This is a genomic window from Flavobacterium sp. SOK18b, assembly GCF_014156605.1.
GTDB lineage: Bacteria > Bacteroidota > Bacteroidia > Flavobacteriales > Flavobacteriaceae > Flavobacterium > Flavobacterium tiangeerense.
Window position 1 is genome coordinate 1 of record NZ_QKNZ01000069.1, and the last position, 26659, is coordinate 26659.

23 protein-coding genes are annotated in these 26659 nt (G+C 33.1%); 14 read left to right on the forward strand and 9 right to left on the reverse strand.

Annotation, left to right across the window (positions count from 1 at the left end):
• The first annotated feature begins 79 nt into the window (after window positions 1-79).
• The 4 genes from DNC80_RS10895 (at window position 80) to DNC80_RS10910 (ending at window position 5681) form a co-directional block, all read left to right on the forward strand.
• Window positions 80-3427, forward strand: coding sequence for a carboxypeptidase-like regulatory domain-containing protein (locus tag DNC80_RS10895; RefSeq protein ID WP_182651247.1), 3348 nt, complete (start codon window positions 80-82; stop codon window positions 3425-3427).
• 44 nt (window positions 3428-3471) lie between these two features.
• Window positions 3472-4512, forward strand: a complete 1041-nt coding sequence (locus DNC80_RS10900) for a fasciclin domain-containing protein (protein ID WP_182651248.1) — start codon at window positions 3472-3474, stop codon at window positions 4510-4512.
• A gap of 137 nt (window positions 4513-4649) precedes the next feature.
• Window positions 4650-5072, forward strand: a complete 423-nt coding sequence (locus tag DNC80_RS10905) for a hypothetical protein (RefSeq protein ID WP_182651249.1) — start codon at window positions 4650-4652, stop codon at window positions 5070-5072.
• 81 nt (window positions 5073-5153) lie between these two features.
• A complete protein-coding gene (locus tag DNC80_RS10910) occupies window positions 5154-5681 on the forward strand; it encodes a septal ring lytic transglycosylase RlpA family protein (RefSeq protein WP_182651250.1) in 528 nt (175 codons plus the stop codon).
• Here DNC80_RS10910 and DNC80_RS10915 read toward each other — a convergent pair whose 3' ends face one another.
• Window positions 5682-6149, reverse strand: a complete 468-nt coding sequence (locus DNC80_RS10915) for a CYTH domain-containing protein (RefSeq protein ID WP_182651251.1) — start codon at window positions 6147-6149, stop codon at window positions 5682-5684. It abuts the gene before it with no gap.
• A gap of 180 nt (window positions 6150-6329) precedes the next feature.
• On the opposite strand from DNC80_RS10915, the gene DNC80_RS10920 reads away from it, so the two are divergent.
• The 3 genes from DNC80_RS10920 (at window position 6330) to DNC80_RS10930 (ending at window position 10147) form a co-directional block, all read left to right on the forward strand.
• Window positions 6330-8432, forward strand: coding sequence for a recombinase (locus DNC80_RS10920; protein ID WP_182651252.1), 2103 nt, complete (start codon window positions 6330-6332; stop codon window positions 8430-8432).
• A 24-nt stretch (window positions 8433-8456) separates the two neighbouring features.
• Window positions 8457-9539 carry a DNA polymerase IV gene (gene dinB, locus DNC80_RS10925; RefSeq protein ID WP_182651253.1) on the forward strand — a complete coding sequence of 361 codons (1083 nt, stop codon included), beginning with the start codon at window positions 8457-8459 and terminating at the stop codon, window positions 9537-9539.
• A 92-nt stretch (window positions 9540-9631) separates the two neighbouring features.
• Complete coding sequence (locus tag DNC80_RS10930; RefSeq protein WP_182651254.1) at window positions 9632-10147, forward strand: PAS domain-containing protein; 516 nt, start codon at window positions 9632-9634, stop codon at window positions 10145-10147.
• Window positions 10148-10199: 52 nt separating this feature from the next.
• Here the strand turns inward: DNC80_RS10930 and DNC80_RS10935 are convergent, their stop codons facing one another.
• From DNC80_RS10935 to DNC80_RS10960, 6 genes are all read right to left on the reverse strand, one after another.
• A complete protein-coding gene (locus DNC80_RS10935; protein WP_182651255.1) occupies window positions 10200-10970 on the reverse strand; it encodes a Bax inhibitor-1/YccA family protein in 771 nt (256 codons plus the stop codon).
• 131 nt (window positions 10971-11101) lie between these two features.
• On the reverse strand, window positions 11102-12532 hold the full coding sequence (gene pyk / locus DNC80_RS10940) for a pyruvate kinase (protein ID WP_144890370.1): 1431 nt from the start codon (window positions 12530-12532) through the stop codon (window positions 11102-11104).
• A 5-nt stretch (window positions 12533-12537) separates the two neighbouring features.
• Window positions 12538-13029 carry an IPExxxVDY family protein gene (locus DNC80_RS10945; RefSeq protein WP_144890372.1) on the reverse strand — a complete coding sequence of 164 codons (492 nt, stop codon included), beginning with the start codon at window positions 13027-13029 and terminating at the stop codon, window positions 12538-12540.
• A gap of 114 nt (window positions 13030-13143) precedes the next feature.
• Entirely contained in the window at window positions 13144-13884 is a 741-nt protein-coding gene (rnc, locus tag DNC80_RS10950) for a ribonuclease III (RefSeq protein ID WP_086455434.1), read from the reverse strand.
• A 4-nt stretch (window positions 13885-13888) separates the two neighbouring features.
• On the reverse strand, window positions 13889-15142 hold the full coding sequence (gene fabF / locus DNC80_RS10955; protein WP_182651256.1) for a beta-ketoacyl-ACP synthase II: 1254 nt from the start codon (window positions 15140-15142) through the stop codon (window positions 13889-13891).
• A 178-nt stretch (window positions 15143-15320) separates the two neighbouring features.
• Entirely contained in the window at window positions 15321-15557 is a 237-nt protein-coding gene (locus tag DNC80_RS10960; RefSeq protein WP_007137004.1) for an acyl carrier protein, read from the reverse strand.
• 176 nt (window positions 15558-15733) lie between these two features.
• On the opposite strand from DNC80_RS10960, the gene purN reads away from it, so the two are divergent.
• The 4 genes from purN to DNC80_RS10980 all read left to right on the forward strand — a co-directional run bounded on the left by purN (window position 15734) and on the right by DNC80_RS10980 (window position 19843).
• The gene (gene purN, locus DNC80_RS10965) at window positions 15734-16303 is read left to right on the forward strand and encodes a phosphoribosylglycinamide formyltransferase (RefSeq protein WP_182651257.1); all 570 of its coding nucleotides are present in this window, start codon (window positions 15734-15736) and stop codon (window positions 16301-16303) included.
• Window positions 16304-16308: 5 nt separating this feature from the next.
• Window positions 16309-16788 (forward strand): ribonuclease HI, encoded by a 480-nt coding sequence (rnhA, locus tag DNC80_RS10970; protein WP_182651258.1) that lies wholly within the window; start codon window positions 16309-16311, stop codon window positions 16786-16788.
• Between the two features lie 95 nt (window positions 16789-16883).
• Window positions 16884-17807, forward strand: a complete 924-nt coding sequence (locus DNC80_RS10975; RefSeq protein ID WP_182651259.1) for a PfkB family carbohydrate kinase — start codon at window positions 16884-16886, stop codon at window positions 17805-17807.
• 137 nt (window positions 17808-17944) lie between these two features.
• Window positions 17945-19843: an amidophosphoribosyltransferase gene (locus tag DNC80_RS10980; RefSeq protein ID WP_182651260.1), complete on the forward strand. Its 1899-nt coding sequence runs from the start codon at window positions 17945-17947 to the stop codon at window positions 19841-19843.
• A gap of 351 nt (window positions 19844-20194) precedes the next feature.
• Here DNC80_RS10980 and DNC80_RS10985 read toward each other — a convergent pair whose 3' ends face one another.
• On the reverse strand, window positions 20195-20803 hold the full coding sequence (locus tag DNC80_RS10985; protein ID WP_182651261.1) for a superoxide dismutase: 609 nt from the start codon (window positions 20801-20803) through the stop codon (window positions 20195-20197).
• Between the two features lie 301 nt (window positions 20804-21104).
• Here DNC80_RS10985 and DNC80_RS10990 point away from each other — a divergent pair, with 301 nt between their 5' ends.
• Together DNC80_RS10990 and DNC80_RS10995 are read left to right on the forward strand one after the other, a co-directional pair.
• Window positions 21105-22106, forward strand: a complete 1002-nt coding sequence (locus DNC80_RS10990) for a hypothetical protein (RefSeq protein ID WP_182651262.1) — start codon at window positions 21105-21107, stop codon at window positions 22104-22106.
• Window positions 22066-24321: a hypothetical protein gene (locus DNC80_RS10995; RefSeq protein WP_182651263.1), complete on the forward strand. Its 2256-nt coding sequence runs from the start codon at window positions 22066-22068 to the stop codon at window positions 24319-24321. The genes DNC80_RS10990 and DNC80_RS10995 overlap by 41 nt, the downstream gene beginning before the upstream one ends.
• A 9-nt stretch (window positions 24322-24330) precedes the next feature.
• Here DNC80_RS10995 and DNC80_RS11000 read toward each other — a convergent pair whose 3' ends face one another.
• Entirely contained in the window at window positions 24331-25014 is a 684-nt protein-coding gene (locus DNC80_RS11000; RefSeq protein ID WP_182651264.1) for a ComF family protein, read from the reverse strand.
• 97 nt (window positions 25015-25111) lie between these two features.
• Between DNC80_RS11000 and DNC80_RS11005 the strand changes: the two genes are divergently transcribed.
• Window positions 25112-26653: a glycine--tRNA ligase gene (locus tag DNC80_RS11005; RefSeq protein WP_182651265.1), complete on the forward strand. Its 1542-nt coding sequence runs from the start codon at window positions 25112-25114 to the stop codon at window positions 26651-26653.
• Window positions 26654-26659: the final 6 nt, after the last annotated feature.

The window sequence follows — 26659 nt, forward strand, 5'->3', positions numbered from 1 at the left end:
TCTTAACGTTGTGTTAACTTTGTTAACTAAATTTGTTATAATTTTGCCAAATATTAATAAACTAAACAAAAAAGCAAAAATGAAAAGAATTATTTTTATTTTGATTATTTTTTTATCAGTTTTAGGCCATTCGCAGGTTACTACATCCGCGATGTCTGGTACTGTTAAGTCTTCTGCTGGAGAGACTCTTCCAGGTGCTACAGTTGAGGTTAAGCACAATCCAACTGGGACTAAATATTTTTCAACTACAGATTACAGCGGTTCTTATGCAGTCCAAGGTTTGAGACCAGGTGGTCCTTACACTTTGAAAGTAACTTATGTTGGATACAAAACAACAGAAATTACAGAAATCAATGCTCCTTTAGGAAGTAATTTGACTGTAAATGTTGTTATTGGTGAAGATACAAATACATTAAAAGAGGTAGTTGTTGTTTCTACAAAATCAAACGGTGCTTTTAATAAAGGAAAGACTGGTGCTTCACAGCAATTTTCTAATAGAGAAATAACGGCTATACCAGTTACTGGTGCAAGGTCAATTAACTCAATTACGAAATATAATGCCAATGCTGGTGGTGGAGGTTCTTTTGGAGGACAAGATTCAAGATTAAATAACTTTACAATTGATGGTTCAGTTTTTAACAATGGTTTTGGATTAGGTTCTGATGCACAAGCTGGAGGAAGAACGGGTTCTACTGCAATTTCTTTAGACGCTATTGAGCAATTACAAGTAAGTGTTGCTCCTTTTGATGTACGTCAATCTGGTTTTACAGGAACTGGTATTAACGGTGTGACTAGAAGTGGTACAAATCAAATTGAGGGATCTGTTTATACATCTACAAGAAGTAATAAAAAAGAATTCGTAGGAACTAAGGCTGGACAAATTAGAATTGTACCTGCTAAATTTCAAGAGAACATTTGGGGAGCTAGAATTGGTGCACCAATCATAAAAGATAAATTGTTTTTCTTTGGAAACTTCGAAACAATAAACAATATTAGCCCTGCAACAACATGGACTTCTACAGGTTCTCCAAGTCCGAGTGGACAAGTATCTGCTCCTACATTTCAACAAATGCAGGATCTTTCTACTTTTTTACAACAAAAATTCAACTATACAACAGGTCCATGGGAAAATTATGATGCTGAGAAAATATCTAAAAAATTCTTAGCTAAAATTGATTGGAACATAAATGACAATAATAAATTTTCGATTCGTTATGTTCATCATGATTCTTCTTCTGATGAATTGACTTCTAATTCAAACTCTTTAGGTTTTGGTAACAGAAGAACAAATGTAAATTCAATGTCGTTCCAAAATTCAGGTTATACCATTCTTGATAATACACGATCTATTGTTGTACAATTAGATAGCAAATTGTCTAATTCATGGAGTAACAACTTTATTGGAGGGTACGACAAACAAATTGAAGATAGAGGTTTAATAGGAGGAGGGTTGTTTCCTACTATTGATATTAAAAACGGTACTTCTCCAGCAGCTGGAGGTGTAGTAGGTAACTTGAATTTCATTTCTGCAGGTTTGGATCCTTTTACTCAAGGTAACTTATTGAACTATTCAACATTACACTTTACTGATAATGTTACTAAGACAATAGGAAAGCATTCTCTATTATTTGGTGCAAATTATGAGCATTTTAAATCAAGTAACTTATTTTTCTCTGGTTCTAATGGAGTATTCATTTTTAACTCTTTAGATGAATTTTATAACGCAGCAAACGAATCACTTCAATTGAATGGAGCTCCTTCGGTAAACAACTTGCCTGTAAGAACTCAATTTAGATATTCTGCTTTACCTGGTGGAGCTGATCCTTTGCAAATCCTAAAATCTGATAAGATAGACCTTTACTTTCAAGATGACTTTAAAGTAAATGATCAATTAAAAGTTACTTTCGGTTTAAGAGGAACTAGAGTTTCTTTTGTTGATACAGCATTAGAAAACCCACTTGTTAATACGCTAAGTTTTGCGAATGGTTCAAAATACAACACTGGAGATATGCCAAATTCTCAATATCTTTTTGAGCCAAGAGCAGGTTTCAATTTAGATGTTACCGGAAATGGTAAAACAATAGTTAGAGGAGGTTCTGGTATATTTTCAGGAAGGCCACCACTTGTATTTTTATCTAATGCAATTGGTAATAACGGAATCCTTACTGGGCTAGTAGACGCCAGTGATGCAAATGTTGGTCCAGGTAAATATGGTTTTACTGCCAATCCAAGCCAATATTTTACACCTTCTACTCCTACGTTACCTTCATCAATAGATTTAGCGTTTACAGAAAAAAATTATAAATTCCCTCAAGTTTGGAAAACTACAATTGCAGTAGATCAAAAACTTCCATTAGGTTTTGTAGGAACTATTGAAGCAATCTACAGTAAGAATATCAATGAAACGGCATACAGTAATGCTAACTTTGAAAAACCAGTAGGTTTTCTTAATGGACCAGACAATAGATTATTATATGCTGGGAATGACAATGGAGTACGTATCAATAATAACGTAGTTAATGCCATTGTACTTTCAAATACAGACAAAGGTTATTTTTATTCTACAACATTTAAATTAGAGTATCCATACAAGAAAGGACTTTGGGGTTCATTTGCATATACGCACTCAGAAGCTCAAGACTTGTTATCTCCGGGATCAACAGCATCTGGAAGCTGGAATTCTGTTCGATCAATCAACGGTAATAATGATCAAAAATTAGGTTTGTCTAACAATAATACTCCTCATAGAATGGTCGGTATTCTTGGTTATAAGATAGAGTACGGTAACAAAACAGGAGCTGCAACTTCTATTAACTTAGGATACATTGGTGAGCAATCTAGTTCTTTTAGTTATGCTTATGGAGGCGATGTAAACGGTGACCGTATTAGTGGAAATGATTTGTTATTCATTCCTAATAAAGCTAGTGATTTACGTTTTGTTCCTATAACTCAAAATTTAGGAGGATCTTCTGTAGTTTTGTACACTGTAGCTGAACAAGAGGCAGCTTTTGATAAATACGTTAATCAAAATAAATATTTGTCATCAAAAAGAGGTCAGTACGTAGATAGAAATGAGAGTTTATTACCAATGTTACACAGAGTTGATTTGTCTGTAACACAGGATTTCTTTATCAAAATTGGAGGTAAGAAGAATAGTTTCCAGTTTAGAGCTGATATATTGAACTTCACAAATTTATTAAATCGTGAATGGGGAGTTTCACAAAGAACTACAATAACTAACGGTGCTTTGTTAGTTGTATCTCAGACTCCAAGTTTTTCTAATAATTTCATTCCAGGTTATCAGTTAGCTTTTCAAACGGACAATCAAGGGAAAAGATTCTTAGTGAAAGACACTTTTCAAAAAAATGCGTCTATCTCTGATGTATGGCAGGCTCAATTTACATTAAGATATACTTTCGGAAATTAATAAAACAATAAAATAATAGATCACATTAATAAAAAATAAAAATCATGAAAATAAAAAATCAAATCCTGTCTTTTGTAACAATATTAGCTGTTGCTCTTATGACATTTTCTTGCACTAATGATGAGCCAAAAGAGGTAACTCCTCTAAAATCTATTGTGGACATCGCAAAGGCAGATCCAGCAAATTTTAGTATTTTAATTGATGCTTTGAAAAAAACAGGTTTAGAGGCAACTTTGTCTAGTTCAGGTTCTTACACAGTATTTGCTCCAACTAATGCTGCATTCACAGCAGCAGGTGTTACAAGTGCAAGCATTAATGCTTTATCTGCAACTGTTCCTGCAGATGCAACTAAAATATCTGACTTAAGATTATTATTGCAAAATCACGTAATTACTTTAGGTACCAAAGCTGATGATTTATTAGCTGCTGGTTACACAAGAACATTTGCTTTTTATAAAAATAGCGCAACAGCAACCTCAGGCGCAAACTTGAGTTTATTTGTAAACAAAGTTGGTACTGATGTTGTGATTAATGGTGGTGTTGCTAATGGTGGAGCGAAAGTTACAACTGCTAATATTGAAGCAAGTAATGGATTTATTCATGTTGTTGATGCTATAATTTCTTTACCAACACTCGTAAGTCATATCAAAGCAAATCCTGCGTTGTCTTCATTATTGACTGTTGCTACTTCTGCACCTCAAGCTTCTGTATTAGCTAGTTTAACAGCTGCTACTGGTGCTTCTGCAATTACTGTATATGCTCCAAATAATGATGCGTTTACTTCTGCGGCTACTTATTTAACAGGTAAAACTGAAACTCAAATCACGAACATTTTAAAGTACCATTTAGAAAACGGTAATAAAACAGCTAGTTCAGCTACTTCTTGGACTTCTTCTACTGCAACTGCTGATGTTTCAGTTACAACTTTATTCTCTCCAAATAAATTTACAATTTTATTAGGTACAGTTAAAATTAAAGATGGTGTTGTTGGGACTACCAATGCTAACATTAAAATCACTAATATCCAAGGTACTAATGGAGTAATTCAAATGCTAGATAGAGTATTGCAACCAACTACTTTGTAGATTTTATAAAAAATTGATACAGACTGGTCAAAGTTTATTCTTTGGCCAGTTTTTTTTATAACCACTTTTGCTTTCAGCTAATAGTGGTTTTTTTTATGTCTTTTTTTATTATATTTGTTAAAACAAAAACAAAATTTATGTACAATTTTATTCAAAAATTTCATTCTGGTTGGGCGTATCTGGCACTTTTAATTCTAGTTGTAGCAGTTGTAAACGCTGCAATAGGATTCTTTTCTAAAAAAGAATTTACTGCAAAAGATCGTAAAATAGCCTTATTTGCTTTAATAACTATTCACATTCAACTGCTAGTTGGTATTATTTTATATTTCGTTTCGCCATTAGGGTTAGATTCTTTTGGTCAAATGCAGGATAAAGCACTTCGCTTAACTTCATTAGAGCACCCGTTAATTAATATTATTGCCATTGTTCTTATTACAATAGGTTGGTCTAAACATAAAAAATTAGTTTCAAGCGAGTCTAAATTTAAAACGTTTTCTATTTTTTACGGTATTGGTTTGCTTCTTATATTGCTAAGAATTCCATGGAAATTATGGTTGTAAAAGCCTATAAAAGCTCTAGAAATAGAGCTTTTTTTATCTAGGTATGGTTTTTGCAATTTTTGTTCAACTAATATACATTACATGAAAAAATCTATTACTCTATTTATATTTTTAGCAATAGTAAGTATTGCTGTTTGTCAAACATCTGTAGCGACAAAGCAGAACGTCTCTAATACTAAAGTTTCTTCTGTTAAAGGAGCAAATAATAAAGGTCTTGTAGAAAAAGACTCCATCAAAAAAGAAAGAGCAAATACCGATATTCAGGAGAAAAAAGCTGACTCAATGATGGCGACTTTGGGAACATTCAAATTGTATAAAAAAGAGTCTCATGCCTCTTATTATGCTGATAAGTTTAATGGAAAGAAAACTTCTAGTGGCAGACGATTTGATAACTCTAAGCTTACTGCTGCTCATAAAAAGCTTCCTTTTGGGACAAAAGTTAGAGTAACAAATGAAAAAAATGGTAAGTCAGTAATTGTTGAAGTAATAGACCGAGGTCCCTTTGTTAGATCAAGAGAAATTGATTTAACCAAACGTGCTTTTATGGAAATTGCCTCTAATAAAGGTAGTGGTGGAATGCTTGTTACACTTGAAGTATTAAACAATTAATTACCATTCCTTAAAAGGTAAGATACTTAAGTTAGAGTTATAGTAGCGTTGTTCTCCTGTTACTTCATCTCCAAGCCAATTGGGTTTATCAAATTTTTCGTTCTCAGAACTCAATTCGATTTCTGCAATGATAAGCCCTTCATTATCTTCATGAAATTCATCTACCTCAATCGTATGATTCCCAAAGGGTATTTCATATCGTGTTTTTGTGATTGCTCCTTTTTCGCACAACTTAAATAGTTCTTTGGCCTCTACCAGTGGTATCTCTTTCTCCCATTCATACCTCGAAGTTCCAGATTCGTTTGAAATTCCTTTTATGGTAAGGTATCCTTTTTCATTTTTCATTCTTACTCGTACCGTACGTTCAGGATTTGAACTTAAATATCCTTGAGATACAATGCTTTTCGTGTGAATTTCTTCTTTAAAGGATTGATTTTTTACAATAAATTTTCTTTCAATTTCAATCATAGCATTTTTGTTATTAGCAATTCAAATGTATCGTTTTTTATTTGAACTTTTTATTCTCGATATAGAATTGTACTTTTCTTTGCTTTCAAATTAGTTTTTATCGGATGCGGTATTGATTTTTGTTATCAAAGAAATCGTCATTCTATTTTTTGAATTGTAAATTTACATAAATTCTTATTCATGAAATTTTTTTCAAAAACTAAAGGTAAGCCAACGTTCGAAACCACTTTCAGAAATTTTTTTGATAATGCCTCTAGCGGTTTTATTCCTAATGTTTCTTATGAACTCTTGGTGCGTTTGGTAAGTATATTAAGGCCTTCAAGAAAAGACGTAAACAAAACAGTTGACTTGCAGGATTTGATTTCTTTTTTAGAACAAAATCAATCTCTTTGTGAACAATTCTCCTTGTATTTGAAATTAGTTTTAAAGGATTTAAAGTTCAATTCGGTACTTTCGGACGCAGCCATATTGCAAGATGTAGATTTTATTTTCGAATTAAAGAAACGTATTGTAGCTAAGTTTCTACCCTTTCAACCAGAAAAAGACAGTTTAGAGTTTGTCTTGAACCAAATATTTTATTTGCCAACAGATGGAGATTGGATTAGTACTATTCCGATCATTCAGTTAGAGCATTTATTCAATTTATTAAAATTAGAAACTATTTATAACCCAGGACCCACTAATTTTGCTTTATCTGAGGTGATGATGTCCATGCATGTCATAACACAACGTGTTAGCGGTCGTGCTATGGAAAGGGAAGTGATCAAGATGGTTCCTGAATATGAGCAATTACAAAGTCCTTTTTCTGCTTTTGAAAAAGAATTATTTTTGATTGAGGATCGAATAAAAGAATTAAAGGAACATTTTATCACTCCTGATGATTTGTCTTATCAACAACTTTTAGTCTTGCATAAACAATGTTTGGATTTTGTAAATAAGGCGTTTCATAATAGTAGTAAGTTTGGCATATCATTACGGGTTAACCAAAATCTATTAAAAATAAAACAACAGTTAGAACGATTAGAATTTTTAATTTCCTTGATAGTTGTTTCGGATGTAAATGGAACTACAACAAATACAATACGACTTGGTATTCAATTAATTCAGTTTAACTGTTATAAGAGTAATATTCGAAAATTTATTTCCGAGAGTACACAACTTTTATCTTATGAAATCACTCAGCACACGGCTAAGACAGGTGAGCACTACATAACCGAAACCAGAAAAGAATATTTTAAGATGTTGCGGACTGCAATAGGTGGTGGTTTTATAGTAGGAATATTGTGTTTGATTAAAATTGCGCTTTCAAAAGTAGAAACTAGTCTTTTTGGTCATGCTTTTTTGTATAGTATGAATTATGCATTTGGATTTATCTTAATTTACGTTTTGGGATTTACATTAGCCACAAAGCAACCGGCAATGACAGCATCAGCATTAATAAAGGCTTTAGAGGATGGTGCTTCTAAAAAAGGGAAAGAAATAGAAAAATATACGGCTTTTTCCATTTTATTTGCTCGTGTCTTTCGTTCTCAATTTATAGCCTTTGTTGGAAACGTTCTTATGGCGTTTCCGGTTTCGTTATTTGGTATATGGATCATAGATTATTATTTTAATTATAATATTGCTGGATCAAAATGGGAAAACTTAGTTCAAGATTTAAGTCCAATACATTCCCTAGCTATGCTGCATGCCGCTATAGCCGGTGTTTTCTTATTTTTATCGGGTATTATTTCAGGTAGTGTTGCAAATAGGGACAAGCACAATCAGGTTTATTATAGAATTGCTGAAAATCCTTTTTTAAAACGAAATTTAGGCATCCAAAAGACTTTGGCATTATCAAAATTATATGAAAAACGCTGGGCTGGTATTATTTCAAATTTTTGGTTTGGTATTTTCATGGGTAGTACAGCTTCATTTGGGTTGTTTGTAGGGTTGAATTTAGATATTAGACACATTACCTTTGCTAGTGGGAATCTTGCTTTAGCGTTATATGGATCTAATTATCAAGTAAGTCAAACAATGCTATTTTGGGGTATTTTTGGTATTGGAATTATAGGGTTAATCAATTTCCTCGTCAGTTTTAGTCTTTCATTAGGTCTCGCTTTTCGTTCTAGAGGAATGTCTTGGTTTGAATTGAGGCATATAGCAAACTCTATTTGGAGGCATTTTAAAACTAAACCCTTGAGTTTCTTTTTTCCAACGGAGAGTAAAAATAAAACTGCCGTTATTGAAAACTATTTACAAATAGATAATGCTAAGGATGATAGTCATAAAAAAGTTTAAGTAATTGTATAATGCGCAACTTGGATGCAAGAAGAAGTGTCAAAAAGAAAAATTATCCATGTAGACATGGATGCTTTTTATGCATCGGTAGAACAAATGGATAGTCCTGCCTTAAGAGGAAAACCAATCGCTGTTGGTGGTTCTGAGGTTCGTGGCGTAGTGTCCGCAGCAAGCTATGAAGCTAGGAAGTTTGGCGTTAAAAGTGCTATGAGTGGTATTGTAGCTAAGAAAAACTGTCCTGATCTTATATTTGTTAAACCACGTTTTGACCGGTACAAAGAGATTTCAAAACAAATCCAAAAAATCTTTTACGATTACACAGATCTTGTTGAACCATTATCTTTAGATGAAGCTTATCTAGATGTAACACATAACAAAAAAGGAAATCCGAGTGCAACCTTATTAGCGCAAGAAATTAGAGCACGAATTTATAATGAAGTAGGACTTACCGCTTCGGCAGGGATATCAATTAATAAATTTGTTGCAAAAGTTGCTAGTGATTATAACAAACCAAATGGCCAAAAAACAGTTAAACCTGATGAAGTCATTTCATTTCTTGAGGCTTTGCCTATTAGAAAATTTTATGGAGTTGGTAAGGTTACTACTGAGAAGATGTATCAACTTGGTATCTTTACCGGACTTGAGCTAAGAGACAAATCAGTAGCCTTTTTAGAAAAACATTTTGGTAAAATGGGCAGCTATTATCATGATGTGGTTAGAGGAATACATAATAGCCCTGTAAAAAGTTCCCGAATAGCAAAGTCCGTGGCAGCAGAGCATACCTTTGATATCAATCTATCATCAGAAATTTTTATGATAGAAAAATTAGAAATGATTGCATCCTCATTAGAAAAAAGATTAAAAAGACACAACGTTTCTGGTAAAACGGTGACTTTAAAAATAAAGTATAGTGATTTTACACAACAAACTAGAAGTAAAACGTTACCTTATTTTATTGCAGATAAATCTCTTATTTTAGAAATTGTTAAAGAATTATTGTATCAAGAACGGCTTAAAAATTCGGTAAGGCTATTAGGGATTTCAATGAATAACTTAAACACCGATGAAAAAAAAATTGTAGTAGTTCAGTTAAAATTTGAATTCTAAACACTCATTTGTAGTTGAACAATGGTTAAAGTTGGTAAAATAATATTTTTTCATTATAAATAAATATACTTTTGACCAATAATGTAAACATCATGAGTAATTTATCACAATACGACGCCGCATTTTCAAGATTTTATAACTGCATGCGAATCAAAACTTTGCCGCTGTATTCTTTTGATTTTCATCATGAATACACTAAGGTACTGCAAAATACCTTTATAGATACCGCTAGAATAAAAGTTTTAGCAACAAAAAATAAATGGAAAAATACAGATTGGGATTTGCAATCTATTTTAAAAGATGATGTTGTTATTGTAACTGATGTCAATCTAAGAATTGTTTTTGCATCGCATAATCTTGTAAAAATGAACGGCTATGTTGAAGAAGAAGTTCTAGGGAAAAGCCCAAAAATATTTCAAGGAGAAGTAACAAACCGAATCACATCAAGTGAAATTAAAAAAGCTATAGATGCTCAAGAAGCTTTTGAGAATGTAGTAATGAATTATAAAAAAAATGGAGAAGTTTATGCTTGTTTAATAAAAGGATATCCTTTATTTAATAACAAAGGAGAGTTAAGTCACTACATAGCCTTTGAAAGAGCAGCATAAAAAAAACCTTTCCAAAATAATTCTTGGAAAGGTTTTTTTGGTTTAATCAGTATTAGTTTTTACTGTTGAGTTTACTAAGCAGTCTAAGAAATTCAATATAAAGCCATACCAAAGTAATCATTAATCCCATTGCGCCGTACCATTCCATGTACTTTGGCATTTTTTCCTGAGCTCCTTTTTCGATTCTATCAAAATCTAAAAATAAATTTAAGGAAGCTATTACTATTACAAATACGCTAATTCCTATGCTTATCCAAGAGTTACCATGGTGTACAGGAACAAAGCTAGTAAACATTGACAGTAACCAAGAAATTAAATAGTACGTTCCTATAGCTAGTGTTGCCGCAATTACAACTGATTTGAATTGTTCATTAACTTGTACAATTTTGTACTTATACAGACCCAGGCAAATCATAAATGTTACAAAAGTGGCACCAACAGCTTGAAGCACAATACCAGGATACAAAGCTTCAAAAATAGCGGATACTGCACCAATAAATAAACCTTCAAAAATAGCATAACCGGGAGCAAGATAAGGCGAGTATTGAGGCTTGAAAGCCGCTATAAGTACAAGCACTAAACCTATTACCGCACCACCAATTGCAGGAACAAGTGGATTCATTCCGTTAAAAGTAAGCCACCAGATTACTGTAGCTGATCCAATTAGAATCATAAACAATAGTAAGCTCTTGTTTATTGTGCCAGAAATGGTCATTTCATCATTGTAGTCAATGATTGTTGCTTGATTTATCTCTTCACTTTTTGAAACAGCAGTTGAAAATCTTTTACTATTTAAAAACGGATTATTTGAATTCAAACTCATAATTTTTGTGTTTTATTTACCTTCAAATATAATTGTATTTCCTGTAAATTCATACTTATGATTTCGGTTTTTTACCAAAAAAAAACCATCCACATAAGATATGGGATGGTTTAGCTAGGCTGTAATTAGTGTTATTCTATTTCAGAAACTCTCAGGGTGTTTACCATTCCTTTATCTTTAATAGGCATCGCTGCTAGATTGATAAGGAAATCTCCTTTTTGAACAAAGCCTTTTTGTTTCACAATCTCGTTTACATCTGTTACCGTATCATCAGTACTTACATCTTTAGTGTACATGAAAGATTTTACTCCCCACAATAAATTAAGTTGAGTCAGGATTCTTTCATTCGATGTAAAAACTAAAATGTGTGCATTAGGTCTCCAAGCCGAAATTTGAAAGGCTGTGTATCCACTATTAGTAAGGGTACAAATAGCTTTTGCTTTAATCACATTAGCCATAGTAGCAGCGTGATGACAAATAGTTTTTGTAATAAAACGTTTGGTTTTTATTTGTGGTGTGTTTTGTGGCACTTGAATTAGCGGAGAATCTTCAACTGCTTCAATAATTTGAGTCATTTTTTGAATAACTTGAACAGGGTAGTTACCCGTTGCAGTTTCACCAGAAAGCATTACTGCATCTGCGCCATCCATTACAGAGTTTGCAACATCATTTACTTCTGCGCGCGTAGGAGTCAAGCTAGTAATCATAGTCTCCATCATTTGGGTTGCTACAATTACTGGGATTCTAGCTGTTTTTGCTCTACGTATTAATTCTTTTTGCACTAAAGGTACTTCGTGAGCTGGTAATTCTACTCCTAAATCTCCACGAGCTACCATAAGTGCATCACAATAGGCTACAATTTTATCAATGTTCTCTAGTGCTTCAGGCATTTCGATCTTTGCAACAATAGGAATTTTATACTCAGAATGTTCTGCTATTAATTCTTGTAGATCTTGTAAATCTCGTGGCGTTTTTACAAATGATAATGCAATCCAATCTACGTTTTGTCCAATGGCAAAAATAGCATCTTCAATATCTTTCTCAGTCATTGCTGGAAGGGATATCTTTGTATTAGGTAAGTTTACCCCTTTTTTAGATTTAAGTTCACCACCTTGTATTACTCTTGCAACTACTTCAGATTTTTTATCGGTTTCAACAATTTCAAAAATAAGTTTCCCATCATCAAGTAATATTCTTTCTCCAGGATTTACATCATTTGGAAAGTTTTTATACTTCATAAATACTTTTTTTGCAGTACCAAGAATATCTTCGGCTGTGGTAAATGTTATTAAATCTCCATCATGAACAACAACGCCTTCCTCCATAACACCTACGCGTAATTTAGGACCTTGTAAATCACCAAGAATTGCTGTTGTATAACCAAACTCTTTGTTTAACCCGCGAATAATATTTATTTTTTCTTTTACATCTTCGTAGTCTGCATGCGAAAAATTTACACGAAACACATTGACTCCTGCATCAATCATGTCCTTGATGGTTTCTCTTGTACTACATGCTGGCCCTAGTGTAGCTACAATTTTAGTTTTTTTGTTTGTAAGCATTTGTATTAAAAAATTAAATTGTTTTTAGATTTTATTTTAGTTGTCTCTACGCTGTAAACCGCAGAAACTTTATTTATGGTATTTAATAGTGTTTTTATTTCGTTTAAATTCAAGGTGTCATCTGTATTTTCAATTTTAAAAAAGTAGTCTACTTTTTTAAACTCAGGTAATAAAAATACTTTTGTAGCTACATCCATCTTGATATCAGAAAATAAATTTTGAGAAAATTCTTTTTGTTTCTCTTGTAGCACTTCATTTTTATTTTGGATTAAATCCCAAGAAATTTCATTTTCAGGACCTTCATAGAAAAATCTTGAAAAATTTGTTTCTCCCTCCTTAATCTTAATTTGAATTTCATTGCTACATTTACTCAAATTGATAGGTAATTTTTGATTGATAAAATAAGCCAATCGATAATCTTCTAATGAGGTATGTATAGCAATAAGATGATAGTCTATTGCATCAAATTCACCTAAATTAAGTTTAAGATTTGCCATTTCATCAAAAAATAAGATGTAAATATAGCATTTCTATTGAAGTGTATAGTCTTCTAAATAAGATGTTTTTGTTAATTTATGAACGAAAACGATATAGTTTTATAGAAAATTGTATTATTTTCTGTCCATTTTTTCTTGAAATGCAAAATAAGCGCGTTGGGATGCTTTTTCTTCTGCTTTCTTTTTAGAGGTAGCCCTTGCTTTTGCAATGACTTTATCGTCAATACTAAGTTTAACACCAAAAAAACGTTGGCCATCAATAGAGTTGTCATCAAAAATATCGTAATGAAATATTTTTTTCTCTTTTTGACACCATTCAATTACTAAGCTTTTATAGCTAATTACCTTGCCTTCTAGACGTGCAATATCTACATAAGGAGTGATTACTCTGTTTCTAATGAATTTTTCACAAAACTCGTAGCCTCTATCTAGGTAAATGGCACCTACTAAAGATTCAAAAATATTGCCATGAATATTTTCTCCAAAATGTTGAACAGGAACTTTGCTTTCTATAAATTGAATTAAATTTAAGTCTTTCCCTAGTTCATTTAAATGCTCACGACTTACAATTTTAGAGCGCATTTTGGTAAGATACCCTTCATCACCAGCAGGCGCTTCATTAAATAAATGAGCGGCAATAACTGCACTTAACATAGCATCTCCTAGAAACTCTAAGCGTTCATAATTGATGGGATTTCCAGATAAATCCAGCCTGTTAGATGATCTATGGGTGAAAGCTTTTGTATAAAATTCTAGATTTAAGGGAGGAAATCCTAGGATTTTCTGGATAGAATCAAAAAAAATCCCGTCTGTAGCCGAACGGGATTTTTTGAATATTTTTCTAATTATATTCATACAATTAGATATCTAATTTTTTTACCAAAACGCATGCGTTATGGCCTCCGAAACCAAATGTATTGCTCATTACTACATTCATATCTCTTTTTTGAGCTTTATTAAATGTAAAGTTCAATTTTGAATCAATGTTCTCATCATCTGTAAAATGATTGATAGTAGGAGGTACTAAGCCGTGTTTTAAGGAAAGTATAGCAGATATAGTTTCTACAGCACCTGCAGCACCTAATAAGTGACCTGTCATTGATTTTGTAGAATTTAAATTCATGCTATAGGCATGTTCGCCAAATACATGAAGAATAGCTTTTGATTCTGCCATATCGCCAAGAGGAGTAGATGTTCCATGCATGTTTACACCATCTACATCAGAAGGTTGTAATCCAGCATCTCTAAGGCAGTTTAGCATTACATTTTTAGCGCCCAATCCTTCTGGATGTGGAGCAGTAATGTGGTAAGCATCTGCAGACATACCGCCACCACCTATTTCGCAATAAATGGTTGCACCACGAGCAATAGCATGTTCGTATTCTTCAAGAACCAAGGCACCTGCTCCTTCTCCTAGAACAAAACCATCCCTGTCTTTGTCCATTGGTCTTGAGGCCGATTTTGGATCGTCATTTCTTGTTGATAGTGCGTGCATTGCATTAAAACCTCCCATACCAGCAATTGTTACCGCAGCTTCAGAGCCACCTGTAACCATAGCATCGGCATGGCCAAGTCTAATATAATTGAAAGCATCTATAATAGCGTTTGTAGAAGAAGCGCATGCAGAAACAGTTGTAAAGTTAGGTCCTCTAAAACCATATTTAATGGAGATATGTCCTCCTGCAATATCAGCAATCATTTTTGGGATAAAGAAAGGATTGAATTTTGGCGTCCCGTCTCCTGAAGCAAAATTAAGAACTTCAATTTGAAAAGTTTCTAATCCGCCAATTCCTGATCCCCAAATAACGCCCACGCGGTCTTTGTCAATTTTCTCCATATCAAAACCAGCATCTTTTACTGCTTCTTCAGATGCAACCATGGCATATTGAGCGTATCGGTCCATTTTGCGGGCTTCTTTACGGTCAATGAAATTTTCAACATTAAAGTTTTTAACCTCGCATGCAAAGTGAGTTCTAAATTTAGAGGCATCAAAGTAAGTGATAGGTGCAGCTCCGCTAACGCCATTTATTAGCCCGTCCCAATACTCTTGTACAGTATTTCCAATAGGAGTAAGAGCGCCTAATCCTGTTACTACAACTCTTCTTAATTCCATAAATTCTTTGTTATGTTATCTTTAAACAAATAAAACCCACGCTGATACAGTATGAAATACTACAAAATAGCTATGGGTAATATAATAATATCTTTTGGATTGGAGTTCAATCTTGAATTTAATATTTTTAAAAAATAATAACACCCGTTCACATGAATGCAAGCGGGTGTTTGATTTATTATTTTTTAGCTTCCTCGATGTAAGAGATTGCTTGACCTACAGTAGCGATGTTTTCTGCTTGATCGTCTGGAATTTGGATATCAAATTCTTTTTCGAATTCCATAATAAGCTCAACAGTGTCTAATGAGTCAGCTCCTAAATCATTAGTGAAGCTTGCTTCTGTTACAACTTCGTTTTCGTCAACGCCTAATTTGTCTACGATAATCGCTTTTACTCTTGATGCAATGTCTGACATAATCTTTAATTTTAGAATTTAATTTGTTGGCAAAAATAAAAAACTTTATTTTAAAACAACTATTTAGTTAATAAATGTGACATCTAATTTATGAAATATATTTTGACAAAGGTGTCTCAATGTTATTTATTTTCAATTATTATGCTTTTTTTTGTGGCTTCAAATAGAATGTAATTATGAAAAAAATCGTGATTTTTGCCTCGGGATCGGGTACAAATGCTGAAAATATTATCCAATATTTCAAAAAAACTAGCTCAGCACGTGTTGCTGCAGTTTTTACAAATAATGCTAAAGCAGGAGTGATTACGAGGGTTCAAAAATACAATTTACCAATAGAGATTTTTACCAAGTCACAATTATTTGAAAATGAAGTACTACAAAAAATTCAAGCTCTCCAACCAGATTTGATTGTTTTAGCTGGTTTTTTACTCCAATTTCCTTCAAATATTATTAATGCCTTCCCTAATAAGATCATAAACATTCACCCTGCATTATTACCTAAATATGGTGGAAAAGGTATGTATGGGATGCATGTACATCAAGCAGTTCTTGACAATAAGGAATTAGAAACGGGAATCACGGTACACTATGTGAATGAGAATTACGATGAAGGTGCTATAATTACACAGCAGAGTGTTGCATTATCAGCAGTAGATACGGTTGCAACAATCGCCGAAAAGATACATGAACTAGAGCAAGAATTTTTCCCAATTGTTATAAAGCGCATTTTAAACCAAAGTTTATAATTGTAATGGGACACGATGTACACATATATACAGATGGCGCTGCCAAGGGAAACCCAGGAAATGGAGGGTATGGTGTAGTCATGGAATGGGTAGGAAAACCGTATAAAAAAGAGTTTTATGAAGGGTTTCGTAGGACGACCAATAATCGAATGGAATTACTAGCTGTAATTGTTGGACTTGAAAAATTAAAAAATCCCAATACGAGCGTATTAGTAGTTTCAGATTCTAAATATGTAGTAGATTCTGTTGAAAAAAAATGGGTTTTAGGCTGGGAAAAAAAAGGATTTGTTGACAGGAAAAATGCCGATTTGTGGAAACGGTTTTTACTAGTATACCGCAAACACAAAGTCGATTTTAAATGGATCAAAGGGCATAACAATCATGTGCAAAACGAAAGGTGTGATGAATTAGCCGTTATGGCATCCATTCAAAAACAACTTTCTGTGGATGCTTTTTATGAAAAAGAAGAAGCTAAATTGTTGTAAATATGTTGTTTAAATTGGCAAAACTTTACATGTCTTGTGCTTTGCAACTTTACAACTTATAAACTATCTTTGCGCCTTAATTTGAAACGTATATAATGAATAAATTATTGATTGTTGGAACAGTAGCTTTTGACGCAATTGAAACTCCATTTGGGAAAACGGACAAAATTTTAGGTGGTGCAGGAACATATATTGGTTTGTCTGCTTCTTTTTTTAATGTGCAATCAGCCATTGTTTCTGTAGTTGGAGATGATTTTCCTCAAGAATATTTAGATTTATTAACTTCAAGAAACATTGATATCTCTGGACTAGAAGTTGTACAAGGTGGTAAAACATTCTTTTGGAGTGGTCGTTACCACAATGACTTAAACTCAAGAGATACACTAGATACGCAATTAAATGTTTTGGCTGATTTTCAACCAAAAGTACCACAAGATTATAAAAATGCTGAGATTGTAATGCTAGGGAACTTACATCCATTAGTACAAAGCAGTGTTTTAGATCAAATGGAAACACAACCTAAATTAGTAGTGCTAGACACAATGAATTTTTGGATGGATTGTGCTTTACCTGAATTGCTAGACGTAATCAAGCGCGTTGATGTAATCACTATCAATGATGAGGAAGCGAGACAACTTTCTGGAGAATATTCTCTTGTTAAGGCTGCTGCCAAAATTCAAACTATGGGTCCTAAGTATGTGGTAATTAAAAAAGGAGAGCATGGCGCACTTATTTTTCATGATAAGGAAGTTTTCTTTGCTCCAGCATTACCATTAGAAGAAGTGTTTGACCCAACAGGAGCAGGAGATACATTTGCAGGAGGATTTGCAGGTTACTTGACTCAAAGCGAAAACATCTCTTTTGAGAATATGAAAAATGCTATCATTCAGGGTTCTAACTTAGCTTCTTTTTGTGTAGAAAAATTTGGTACCGAGAGAATGCTAACTTTAGATAAGACCGAAGTTGTGTCTCGATTAAAACAATTCAAATCGCTAACACAATTTGACATAGAATTATAATATCTTAAAACCTCGGAAACGGGGTTTTTTTTGTATAAAAATAGTAGCAGGAAATTTTAGTTTTTACTTTTGTAAAACATAAAACTTATGCTTTACTAATTTCAGAATATCACAACAACACAACAAATTACACTACAATGAGCGATGCTTTACAACATGAATGTGGAATAGCTTTAATTAGATTACTCAAACCGCTTGAATATTATAAAGAGAAATATGGAACCGCATTTTACGGAATCCAGAAAATGTATCTTTTGATGGAAAAGCAACACAACCGAGGTCAAGATGGAGCTGGTTTTGCAAGTATTAAACTAGATGTAGAACCTGGTGAACGGTACATCAGTCGTGTACGATCAAATCATGCGCAGCCTATTCAAGATGTCTTTAAACAAATAAACGACAGAATAAACGAAGAAATGGCAGCGCACCCTGAGTATGCTGATGATGTGGCTTTACAAAAACAAAAATTGCCATATTTAGGTGAATTGTTTCTAGGACATGTACGTTATGGGACTTTTGGTAAAAATAGTATTGAGAGTGTTCACCCATTTTTACGTCAGAATAACTGGATGCATCGTAACTTGATTTTAGCAGGAAACTTTAATATGACTAATGTTAAAGAGCTTTTTCAAAATTTGATTGATCTAGGACAGCATCCAAAAGAGATGGCTGATACAGTGACCGTAATGGAAAAAATAGGTCATTTTCTAGATAATGCAGTTACAGATTTGTATCAAGATTGCAAAAACGAAGGATTGAGTAAGAGAGAGGCATCACCTGTAATTGCGGAACGATTAGATGTCGCTAAGATTTTAGCACGCGCAGCTAAAAATCTAGATGGAGGATACGCCATGGCTGGACTTTTAGGTCACGGTGATTCATTTGTATTTAGAGATCCTGCCGGAATTAGACCTGCTTATTTTTATCAAGATGATGAAATTGTGGTAGTAGCATCAGAACGACCAGTGATTCAAACCGTTTTTAATGTTCCTTTCGAATCGGTACAAGAAATTGAACCAGGAAATGCTTTGATTATCAAGAAAAATGGCACGATTTCTATGAAAGAAATTTTGCCTCCAACGGTTAAAAAAGCATGTTCTTTTGAGCGCATTTATTTTTCAAGAGGTAGCGATGCCGAAATTTACCAAGAAAGAAAAACTCTAGGAAGATTAATCTTGCCAGCAGTTTTAAAATCTATAGATGAAGATACAGACAATACCGTTTTCTCTTATATACCCAATACGGCTGAAACCTCATTTTACGGATTAGTAGAGGCTGCTCAGGATTTCTTAAATCAAAGGAAAAATAATTTCATCTTAGAAAACAGAAATACCTTAACTAAGGAAACGCTACAGGAGTTGCTTTCAGTTAAAATACGTACTGAGAAAGTAGCTATAAAGGATGCGAAATTAAGAACTTTTATTACTGAGGATAGTAGTCGTGATGATCTTGTAGCGCATGTATATGATGTAACGTATGGTGTGATTAAACCCACAGACAACTTGGTTATTATTGATGATAGTATTGTAAGAGGGACTACTTTAAAAATGAGTATCATCAAAATGATGGATCGTTTGAATCCAAAACGAATTGTAATTGTTTCATCGGCTCCGCAAATTCGTTATCCTGATTGTTACGGTATTGATATGGCCAAACTAGAGGGATTAGTGGCTTTTAGAGCTGCTCTTGAATTACTTAAAGAAAGGAATTTATATCATATTATAGATGAAGTGTATGCTAAATGTAAAGCTCAAGAAAATTATAAAGATAATGATGTTGTGAATTATGTAACGGCTGTTTATGCTCCTTTTGAAGCTCAAGAGATTTCAGATAAAATTGCTGAAATGTTAAGTTCATCAGAAATAAAAGCCGAAGTGAAAATTATCTTTCAAACAGTTGAAGATTTACATATAGCTTGTCCAAAAAATTTAGGGGATTGGTACTTTACTGGGGATTATCCAACTCCAGGAGGAAATAGGGTAGTGAACCGCGCTTTTATGAACTTTTATGAAGGTAAAGATGCACGAGCATATTAGAAATAAGAATAAAAGAGGTTTTAATCGATTTTATAAGTTGTTCATCTAATTTATTTGACTAAACAATATAAAATATATATATTTATATCACCATAATATTAGTAGGTTAAATTTATGGTAGATTTGGGGCAAAAAGGGTGGAAGCAATTCCACCTTTTTTATTGGAATAAAGTCAAGGAAGAAATAAGAATATAGAGGAGAGAATAAAGAGAAGAGAAAAAAAAAGACGAATAAGCCAAGTGTTTGTTCGTCTTTTTTAATAAGGAGTAGTAATACTTTTTTAGATAAAAAAAATAGACAAACAACTTTTAAGTCATTTGTCTATTCTCTATATTCTAATCTCTTAAAAGATTATTTCTCTAAAGCAAATCTTCTTGAAACTTCAGTCCAGTTGATTACGTTGAAAAATGCTTCAATATAATCAGGTCTTCTGTTTTGGTAGTTTAAGTAGTAAGCATGCTCCCAAACGTCCATTGCTAAAATAGGTGTTCCGCCACAACCTACACCTGGCATTAATGGATTATCTTGGTTTGGTGTACCACAAACTTCTACTTTTCCGCCTTTTTGTACACAAAGCCAAGCCCATCCTGAACCAAATTGTGTAGCCCCAGCTTTGCTAAAACTTGCTTTGAATTCTTCAAATGTTCCAAAAGCGGTTTCAATTGCAGCAAGTAAATCTCCTGTTGGTAACCCACCACCATTAGGTGTCATCACTGTCCAAAATAAGTTATGGTTGTAAAATCCACCACCGTTATTGCGTACTGCAGCGTTTTTTAAATCAAGATTAATCAAGATATTTTCAATGGTTTTACCTTCCATATCTGTTCCTGCAATGGCAGCATTCAAATTGGTTGTGTAAGCATTGTGGTGCTTAGAATGGTGGATTTCCATTGTACGAGCATCAATATGTGGTTCTAATGCATCGTATGCATAAGGTAATTGTGGTAATTCAAAAGCCATGATATAATTATTTTATAAGTGAATTAATATATTATTCAAATTTAAACATTAAAGTTTGGAAACGGAAATTCTATTTCGTTATAATTTCATTAAATTATCCTATTGCTTGGGATATTGAGGTGTAAGTAATTTGTATGTCAACTGATTGTGTGTTTTATCTTAGGCGTAGCACTCCTAATTAAGCCAAAAATTTCCACCAATTGTATAACACTCAGTCGTCTTATATTTTCAATTTTGAAGTAGAAAAAGAGTGTCCAAGTATATTATTTTGTAGTTTTAAAGTTTTTAAACGTGATTTGTTGTGAAGAAAATCTTATTTGCTGTACTTGCTTTATGTTTTTTAGTTTCTTGTAATTCACACAAAGAACCTGAGATTGCATTTTATTATTGGAAAACAGTATTTAAATTATCTCCTGGAGAAAGGGAGGTTTTAAAAGAAAATGACGTTAAGAAAATCTATATTCGGTATTTTGATGTTGATATTGATAAAAATAACCAACCCTTTCCGCTTGCACCCATACATTTTAAAGAAAAAATAAATGCTTTAACTGTGGTGCCTGTTGTTTACATTAAGAATAAGGTGATGCTTAATCAGTCCCTTGATGTAGCGCTTTTAGCAAGAAAAATTTTTGATTTTGTAATTAAAATTAATGCTACTAACCAAATTTCATGTCAAGAAATCCAAATTGATTGTGACTGGACTCTGGAGAGTAAAGATAATTACATGAAATTTATTGAAGTTTTTAAATCCATTTCTAGAAAAAAACTTTCGGCTACAATACGACTTCATCAAATAAAGTATTTTAATAAAACCAAGATTCCGGCTGTAGATTGTGGTGTTTTAATGTATTACAATATGGGTAAAATAGCCCCAGATTCCTTAAATTCTATTTATGATCGTAAAATAGCCAGCAAATATCTACATAGTTTAGAAAAATATCCATTAAAATTAAACCTTGCTTTGCCTGTTTATTCTTGGGCTGTTCATATTAGAGATCAAAAAGTCATTGGCTTAAAGCCTAAAATAGATTACAAAAGCTTAGAAAAAGACACTAATTTTACTGCTAAAATGAATTTGTTTTTTGTGGCTAACAATTCAAATTATAAGGGAGGGACGTTTTATAAGCGACATGATGTGTTAAAAATAGAACGTGTCACCGCACAACAAATTAAAGACATGAGTGCTGATTTAGAATCACACATGAATACGTATCCCAAAGAAATAATTTTTTATGATCTTGACGAAATAAACCTATCTCATTATGAAAAAAACATTTTTAAACAAGCTGTGGCTCGTTTTTAGTGCCATTACATTATCCGTATATTCTATAATTTATGCTTGCGGAGGTGGTGATGATTGGGGCTGGTTTTTTGATTCTAATTTTGCTCCCGAAACATTTGTAGATGCTTCTTATACACCACTTTTTTTATCAACTGACGTTTTTTATGAACGTGGTTTTGATACAGAACATAGTATGCGGTTTAATGATGAAATTGTTTCAGACTGGAGTTTGTACCTCAAAGGGAGCGTAAACCCAGATCAGGTTAAATTTTTTCTCATAGATTCCAGTGCTGTTGATGTAAAGGAACTTTTTACTTTTTTTAGTTCTAAAAAAACAAATAAAAGTGTTCAAAAATGGTCAAGCAAACTTAAATTGAATGATCAAAAAACAAAAGACTTTATTACTTTTTTGCATTATGCTAAAGCTATTGAAGTTGCCTCTGTTACTTATGATTATTGGAGTTATGACAAGCTCAATACAGTTATTCCTATTGATGCCAAATGGGTCTTAGCATTAGAAAAAAAATACAATACAAGCACCGATTCATTCCTAAAAAACAGATATTGGTTTCAATTAATGAAAGCCTATTTTTATATTGACGATCAAAAAAGTGCATTTTCTTTTTTTGAGAAAACTAAAGATGTTGTGCCAAAAAATATGCTTTACTACAGATCACTTTCGTACCTAGCGGGCATGAATTATCGCAATAAAAATTATGCCGAATCTAATTATTTGTACAGTCAAGTTTTTGATCATTGTCCTCGTTTGCGTATAGTATCAGCATACTGTTTTCATCCTCAAGAGCAACTTGATTGGACCGAGTCTTTAAAAATGGCTAAAAATAATCAAGAGAAAGCAGCCCTTTGGGCTATTCAAGGCTACTATGGTGATGAAGAAAAAGCCATTGAGACCATTTATAATCTAAAGCCAGACAGTGAACATCTGGGTTTTTTATTAACTAGATTAATCAACAATCAAGAGAATAAAATTGATAAATCATTTAAAAATAGTACTGTAGCACAGTTTAAAAAAAGAACACAGGACAGTGTTTCTCCTAGCGCATTAAACCTAGTAGTAAAAATTGCTAAATCTGGTAAAACAAAACAGCCTCATTTGTGGCATTTAGCCGCAGGATATCTTGAAACTTTAAATGGAAACTTTAATAATGCATCATCAAATTTTGATAAGGCCGAAAAAACGATGCCCAAAACCAAATTAGCGGTAAGTCAACTCCGCCTGTTGCGTTTTGTTACTAATTTAAGCAAAATAGAGGTCATTACTGATAAAAATTACAACACCATTTTGAGTGATCTAAAGTGGTTGTATTTTGAATTGGATAAAGAAAAAATAGAATACTTGCGCTATCAAAATGCAAGAGAATGGAGTAAAAATTACTTATCAACAGTATTTAAATCTCAAAAAAACGCTATAATGGCTGAATTGTTTTTAAAAAATGATACGTTTTATGACTCTCCAGCAAACGTAACTCAAATGAAAACGTTTTTGCTTAAAAAAAATAAATCGCCTCTGGAAGAAGTAGCTGTAAAACATTATGATTACAACCTCATGGATATTAACGCTTATGAAGCAGTTGTGTGCACTTATGACGATAAGATTGCGCAAGCCTTAAATTTCATGAAACAATCTGGAGAGATACAAAACAGTGTATTGTTAGGAAATCCTTTTAATGGATCTATTAAGGATTGTCATGATTGTGATCATGCAGCATATCAAAAAAAGAAATATACCTTTCTAGATTTCCTAAACACCATGAAAATCATGGAAGACAACATCAACAGTAAGCAAGATGTTTATACTAATGCGTTATTAGTTGCAAATGGATTTTACAATATTACACATTATGGTAATGCGAGGTTGTTTTATGAAAGTGAAATTGTAGGATTTGGTTCTAGTCCTTATTTTTTTAGGGATAAAGTCAAAGCAATGATTACAAACTGTAATCAAGCAAAAAAGTATTATCAAATAGCATTTACAGCGGCTAAAACCCAAGAGCAAAAAGCAAAATGTCAATACATGCTGGCTAAATGTGAGCGAAACGAATTTTACAATCAAAAATACAATGCCAACTCAAACTGGTGGGAAGTAGAGAGCGATAACATTAATTTTAAAGCATGGGATGGCTTTCAAAAATTAAAAAAGGAATATGCAAACACACAATATTACAAAGATGTAATTGCCGAATGTGGATTTTTTAATACCTATGTAAACCAATAATGTACCGTTTTAAGATTGCGCCATAGCCATACAAACAATACTTATTTTGGCTCCAGGAATTTTCAGCAAAGCCCTTGAGCATGCCTCAAGTGTGGCTCCAGTTGTAATCACATCATCAATTAATAGAAAGTGCTTATTGTGATCTTTTTCATCAAATACAACATCAAACACGCTTTCTATACCCTCAGTACGACCTAATAAGTTTTTTTTTGATTGTGTTTTTGAGTATACATTGCGTTTTAAGATAGTATCATCGTAAGTGATTTTTAAATTTAATGATAGTGCTTTGCCAAATGTTGTAACTTGATTATAACCTCTTTCTCGAAGCTTCTTTGGGTGTAAAGGAACGGGTATAATGGCATCTACATCTTGTAACGCTTCAACAATTTTTAATTCATGAGCATACCAATCCCCAATAAGTGTCCCTACCTTTTCATGACCTTTGTATTTTAAGTTGTGAATGATTTGCTGTACAATGCCTTTTTTTCTAAAATAAAATAAAGCTGATACATGAATTACCGGTATACGTCCATAGAATTTCTTGAACGCCTCATTGTTTTCCATCAAATGATGATTTGTCAAGGGAATGTTGTGTCTGCAAATGGTACAAATCACTAATTCATTGGCAACCAAAAAAGAATCGCACCCTGAACAAACTTTTGGAAAAAAGAGATTTATAAAGCTTTCAAACATATAATCAGGTATTTATTGATAAATATAAACAAATCAATGCTCCATTGACTCATAATTTTCTTTTTTTTAAGTTCACTTTTTATATTTTTGCAGTACTATGGCAAAACAAGAAGATTTATTTAAGAATGTAATTTCGCATGCAAAAGAGTACGGATTTATTTTTCCGTCAAGCGAAATATACGATGGTTTAAGTGCAGTCTATGATTATGCACAAAACGGAGTGGAATTAAAAAAGAACATACGCGAGTACTGGTGGAAAGCAATGGTGCAAATGAACGAGAATATTGTAGGCCTTGATGCTGCAATATTGATGCATCCTACCACCTGGAAAGCCTCAGGTCACGTTGATGCCTTTAACGATCCTTTGATTGATAATAAAGATTCTAAACGTAGATATAGAGCCGATGTTTTAATAGAAGATTATGCCGAAAAATTAAATTTAAAGGCAAAAAAAGAAATCGAAAAAGCAAAAGTTCGTTTTGGAGACGCTTTCAATGAGCAAGAATTCATTACGACTAATGCTAGAGTGGTTGAATATTTAGCCAAAGAAAGAGAAATTCTAGAAAGAATGGGCCGTTCTTTGGGCAATGGCGATCTTGAAGATGTCAAAGCTTTGATAGAAGAATTAGAAATTGCTTGTCCAGAATCTGGTTCTCGTAATTGGACCGAAGTGCGTCAATTCAACTTGATGTTTGGTACTAAATTAGGAGCCTCAGCAGATACAGCAATGGATTTATACTTGCGTCCAGAAACTGCTCAAGGTATTTTTGTAAACTTCTTAAATGTGCAAAAATCTGGACGAATGAAAGTTCCTTTTGGAATTGCACAAACCGGTAAAGCGTTTAGAAACGAAATCGTAGCGAGACAATTCATTTTCCGTATGCGTGAGTTTGAACAAATGGAGATGCAATTTTTTGTACGTCCAGGCGAAGAAATGAAGCATTATGAGTTTTGGAAAGAAGCCAGACTAAAATGGCATTTATCTCTAGGTTTAGGGAAAGAAAGATACCGTTTTCACGATCACGAAAAACTAGCACATTACGCTAATGCTGCTGCTGATATAGAATTTGATTTCCCTTTTGGATTCAAAGAATTAGAAGGAATTCACTCTAGAACTGATTTTGATTTGAAAGCACATGAGCAATTTTCAGGTAGAAAATTACAGTATTTTGATGCTGAATTGAACCAGAATTATGTTCCTTATGTAGTGGAAACTTCAGTAGGATTAGACAGAATGTTCTTGGCGGTTTTTGCAACTTCGTTAAAAGAAGAAACTTTAGAAGATGGTTCAACTAGAACAGTTCTGAAATTACCTTCAGTTCTGGCTCCAACTAAAGCAGCTATTTTACCATTAGTTAAAAAAGATGGATTGCCTGAAATTGCTAAACAAATTATTGATGATTTGAAATGGGATTTCAATGTGTCTTATGATGAGAAAGATGCAGTAGGAAGACGTTATAGAAGACAAGATGCATTAGGCACACCATTTTGTATCACAGTAGATCATCAAACAGCCGAAGACCAAACGGTAACCATACGTCATAGAGATAGTATGAAACAAGACCGTGTAGCTATTGCGGATTTAAAAGCCATTATTGAAAATGAAGTTTCAATGAAAAACTGGTTGATGAAAATGTAGTGCATT